Source organism: Streptomyces sp. YS-3 (assembly GCF_045257485.1).
In the GTDB taxonomy this organism is placed as follows: Bacteria; Actinomycetota; Actinomycetes; order Streptomycetales; family Streptomycetaceae; genus Streptomyces.
This window is the reverse complement of the sequence record NZ_JBJHPC010000585.1, coordinates 1-4,426: the sequence shown is the minus strand read 5'-3', so window position 1 is coordinate 4,426 and position 4,426 is coordinate 1. Positions and strand designations below refer to the sequence as shown.

Below are 4,426 nucleotides of genomic sequence, written 5' to 3'. Positions count from 1 at the left end.
GGTGGCGGGTCAGGCGCTCGATGGGCCCGGAGACCGAGACGGCCGCCACCACGCGGTTGGACGGACCGCGCACCGGCGCCGAGACCGAGGCGACGCCCGGCTCGCGCTCGCCGATCGACTGGGCCCAGCCCCGGCGCCGTACGCCCGACAGGGCCGTCGCCGTGAAGCGGGCGCCCTGGAGCCCCCGGTGCAGGCGCTCCGGCTCCTCCCAGGCCATCAGGATCTGGGCGGAGGAGCCCGCCTTCATCGTCAGGGTCGAGCCGACCGGCACGGTGTCCCGCAGACCGGACAGCCGCTCGGCCGCCGCCACGCAGATCCGCATGTCGCCCTGCCGGCGGTAGAGCTGCGCGCTCTCGCCGGTGACGTCGCGCAGATGCGTGAGCACGGGGCCGGCCGTGGCCAGCAGACGGTCCTCGCCGGCCGCCGCCGCGAGCTCCGCGAGCCGCGGGCCGAGGATGAACCGGCCCTGCATGTCCCGCGCCACCATCCGGTGGTGTTCCAGTGCCACGGCAAGGCGGTGTGCCGTGGGTCGTGCGAGTCCGGTGGCCGCGACCAACCCCGCGAGGGTGGCCGGACCGGACTCCAGGGCGCTCAGGACGAGAGCCGCCTTGTCGAGAACGCCGACGCCGCTAGAGTTGTCCATGAAACGATACTCGCGTCTCACTCTGTGAAACGCAAGTTCAATTTTCTCCGGAACTTGCGAACCTGTACTGGCGGTCCGCACAACGGCCGCAGCCACCGTCCGGTCCCGGGGGCCCGGCGGTACACCCGGTCTCTAGTTGGGCCGGCGACGACGCCGGCCGGAGGGAAAGCGATGGGTAGGACACTCGCGGAGAAGGTCTGGGACGACCATGTCGTCAGGCGCGCCGAGGGCGAGCCCGACCTCCTCTTCATCGATCTGCACCTGCTGCACGAGGTGACCAGCCCGCAGGCCTTCGACGGGCTGCGCAAGAGCGGCCGTCCGGTGCGGCGCCTCGACCTCACCATCGCCACCGAGGACCACAACACCCCCACCCTCGACATCGACAAGCCCATCGCCGACCCGGTCTCCCGGGCCCAGCTGGAGACGCTGCGCAAGAACTGCGCCGAGTTCGGCGTGCGGCTGCACCCGCTCGGCGACGTCGAGCAGGGCGTCGTCCACGTGGTGGGACCGCAGCTGGGTCTGACCCAGCCCGGCACCACCGTGGTCTGCGGCGACTCGCACACCTCCACGCACGGCGCCTTCGGGGCCCTGGCGTTCGGGATCGGCACCTCACAGGTAGAGCATGTGCTGGCCACCCAGACCCTGCCACTGGCCCCGTTCAAGACCATGGCCATCACCGTCGAGGGTGAGCTGCCCGACGGTGTCACCGCCAAGGACCTGATCCTGGCCATCATCGCCAGGATCGGCACCGGCGGCGGCCAGGGCTACGTCCTGGAATACCGCGGCTCCGCCATCGAGAAGCTCTCGATGGAGGCCCGGATGACCATCTGCAACATGTCGATCGAGGCCGGCGCCCGGGCGGGCATGATCGCCCCCGACCGCACCACCTTCGACTACCTCCAGGGCCGTGCGCACGCCCCCGAGGGCGCCGACTGGGACGAGGCCGTCGCGTACTGGCAGACGCTGAAGACGGACGAGGACGCGGTCTTCGACGCCGAGGTCGTCATCGACGCCACCGAACTCTCGCCGTTCGTCACCTGGGGCACCAACCCGGGCCAGGGCGCCCCGCTTTCGGCGTCCGTCCCCGACCCGGCTTCGTACGAAGACGCTTCGGAGCGGCTGGCCGCCGAAAAGGCGCTGGAGTACATGGGGTTGACGGCCGGGCAGCCGCTGCGCGCCATCGACGTCGACACCGTCTTCGTAGGTTCGTGCACCAACGGCCGCATCGAGGACCTGCGCGCGGCGGCCTCGGTCATCGAGGGCCGCAAAGTCGCCGACGGCGTACGGATGCTGGTCGTGCCGGGCTCGGTGCGGGTCTCCCTGCAGGCCGTCGCGGAGGGCCTGGACAAGGTCTTCACCGCCGCCGGCGCCGAATGGCGGCACGCGGGCTGCTCGATGTGCCTGGGCATGAACCCGGACCAGCTGGCCCCGGGCGAGCGCTCCGCCTCCACCTCCAACCGCAACTTCGAGGGCAGGCAGGGCAAGGGCGGTCGCACCCATCTGGTGTCGCCGCAGGTCGCCGCCGCAACGGCGGTTCTCGGCCACCTGGCGTCCCCCGCCGACCTGTCCGACGCCCGTACGCCCGCTGGAGTCTGATCAGCCATGGAAGCTTTCACCACGCACACCGGCCGGGCCGTCCCGCTGCGCCGCTCCAATGTCGACACCGACCAGATCATCCCGGCCCACTGGCTGAAGAAGGTCACCCGGGACGGCTTCGAGGACGGACTGTTCGAGGCCTGGCGCAAGGACCCGGAGTTCGTTCTGAACAAGCCCGAGCGCGAGGGGGCGTCGGTGCTGGTCGCGGGCCCCGACTTCGGTACCGGATCGTCGCGCGAGCACGCCGTGTGGGCGCTGCAGAACTACGGCTTCAAAACCGTGATCTCGTCCCGGTTCGCCGATATCTTCCGGGGCAACTCGCTGAAGAACGGCCTGCTCACCGTGGTCCTCGACCAGAAAGTCGTGGACGCGCTCTGGGAGCTGACGGAGCGCGACCCGAACGCCGAGATCACGGTGGACCTCCAGGACCGCGAGGTCCGCGCGGAGGGTGTCACGGCCCCCTTCGAACTCGACGAGAACGCCCGCTGGCGGCTGCTGAACGGCCTGGACGACATCAGCATCACGCTCCAGAACGAGCCCGACATCGCCGCGTACGAGGCGAAGCGGCCCTCCCACAAGCCCAGCACCTCGCTCGTCTGACCGGCCGGGGCCGCCTCTTGGGCGGACCCCGGGCAGTCTTTCGGCCCAACACGCCCTCTGTCTTTCGGGACAGGGGGCGTGTTGCGTTGCGGGGTGTCAGGGTGGCGTCAACTAGCCTAGGCTGCACAGCAGATGGCCGGATTGAGTCTTGCGCGATCGGGGGTCGTTGGGGAGCCGGAAGCCACCCGGAATCCCTCAGTTGCCCCCGCCGGAGGCGACAACTCGCCCCAGATGGCACAATCGGCGCATGGAACGCGACAGCCAACTCGAGCTCTACCGGCTCGTCGCGGACCGGCTGAAAGAAGCGCACACAGTGGTGCGCGAACTGCAAGTCCCGGAGGGCGTACGGATGGCGCTGTCCCGGAAGCTGCTGGTCATCACAGCGGCTGCCAAACACGATCTCGCCGATGCGGCAAGGCGTCTGGAGCGGTTGATGAAGGACCTCGAAGAGGGCCGATTCCCCGAAGGCGACTGAGTCACAAGGAGTTCGGTGAAGCCGACTTCGTTGCGGCACTAGGGTGATTAGCCCGTTTCGTGTTTGATTTGCGGTATATATCTGCCTAACGTGCGAAAAAGCCAGAACAGATTCGTTCCGGCAATGTCTCCGAAGGGGAAGACGTGAACAAGGCGCAGCTCGTAGAAGCGATTGCCGACAAGCTCGGCGGCCGTCAGCAGGCCGCGGACGCCGTGGACGCGGTTCTGGACGCGGTCGTCCGGGCCGTCGTCGCGGGCGACCGGGTCTCGGTCACCGGTTTCGGTTCGTTCGAGAAGGTGGACCGTCCGGCCCGTTACGCCCGCAACCCGCAGACGGGTGAGCGCGTGCGGGTCAAGAAGACCTCGGTTCCGCGCTTCCGTGCGGGTCAGGGCTTCAAGGACCTGGTCAGCGGCTCGAAGAAGCTCCCCAAGGGCGACGAGGTCGCCGTGAAGAAGGCGCCCAAGGGCAGCCTCTCGGGTGGCACCTCCACCCGCAGCACGGTGAAGAAGGCCGCGGCCAAGAAGGCCACCGCCGCCAAGAAGACGACCGCCGCGAAGAAGACCACGGCGGCCAAGAAGACCACCGCCAAGAAGGCCACCCCGGCCGTGAAGAAGACCACGGCGGCCAAGAAGACCACCACGGCCGGCGCCGCCAAGAAGACCACGGCGACGGCGAAGAAGGCGACCCCGGCCAAGAAGGCCACCACCGCCAAGAAGGCCACGGCCAAGAAGACCGCGCCCGCGAAGAAGACCGTCGCGAAGAAGGCGCCCGCCAAGAAGGTCACCGCGCGCAAGACCTCCACCGCCAAGAAGACGACTGCCCGCAAGAAGTAGGCACCGCCGGACGGCTCACGCGCCGGGCCGGGCTCCCCTCGGGGAGCCCGGCCCGCGGCGTGTCGGCCACGCCCCACACCCCCAGCCCCACGCCCCGGACGGCGGGGCCCGGTCTCAGAAGGTCTGCAGCGTCACCAGGGTGATCCGCAGGGACGCGCCCTCGCCCTCGCGTGTCGGCCACGCCCCACACCCCCAGCCCCACGCCCCGGACGGCGGGGCCCGGTCTCAGAAGGTCTGCAGCGTCACCAGGGTGATCCGCAGGGACGCGCCCTCGCCCTC

At 69.7% G+C, this 4,426-nt stretch carries 5 protein-coding genes; 4 read left to right on the top strand and 1 reads right to left on the bottom strand.

All coding sequences use genetic code 11. The features are described 5' to 3' along the window. Positions 1-643, bottom strand: a 643-nt coding sequence (gene ndgR, locus ACJA3G_RS31225) for an IclR family transcriptional regulator NdgR (protein WP_382814289.1), incomplete at its 3' end; no start/stop codon positions are given. Positions 644-814: 171 nt separating this feature from the next. Here ndgR and leuC point away from each other — a divergent pair. From leuC to ACJA3G_RS31205, 4 genes are all read left to right on the top strand, one after another. Continuing rightward, positions 815-2,239, top strand: coding sequence for a 3-isopropylmalate dehydratase large subunit (gene leuC, locus ACJA3G_RS31220; RefSeq protein ID WP_406556401.1), 1,425 nt, complete (start codon positions 815-817; stop codon positions 2,237-2,239). 6 nt (positions 2,240-2,245) lie between these two features. Then, positions 2,246-2,839, top strand: coding sequence for a 3-isopropylmalate dehydratase small subunit (leuD, locus tag ACJA3G_RS31215; RefSeq protein ID WP_406556400.1), 594 nt, complete (start codon positions 2,246-2,248; stop codon positions 2,837-2,839). 247 nt (positions 2,840-3,086) lie between these two features. Further along, positions 3,087-3,314: a hypothetical protein gene (locus ACJA3G_RS31210; protein WP_358837315.1), complete on the top strand. Its 228-nt coding sequence runs from the start codon at positions 3,087-3,089 to the stop codon at positions 3,312-3,314. A gap of 143 nt (positions 3,315-3,457) precedes the next feature. After that, complete coding sequence (locus ACJA3G_RS31205) at positions 3,458-4,147, top strand: HU family DNA-binding protein (RefSeq protein ID WP_406556399.1); 690 nt, start codon at positions 3,458-3,460, stop codon at positions 4,145-4,147. Positions 4,148-4,426: the final 279 nt, after the last annotated feature.

Excerpts from the sequence above, each read along its gene's own strand:
- leuD (WP_406556400.1), top strand. The coding sequence starts at position 2,246 with ATGGAAGCTTTCACCACGCACACCGGCCGGGCCGTCCCGCTGCGCCGC.
- ACJA3G_RS31210 (WP_358837315.1), top strand. The coding sequence starts at position 3,087 with ATGGAACGCGACAGCCAACTCGAGCTCTACCGGCTCGTCGCGGACCGG.
- leuC (WP_406556401.1), top strand. The coding sequence starts at position 815 with ATGGGTAGGACACTCGCGGAGAAGGTCTGGGACGACCATGTCGTCAGG.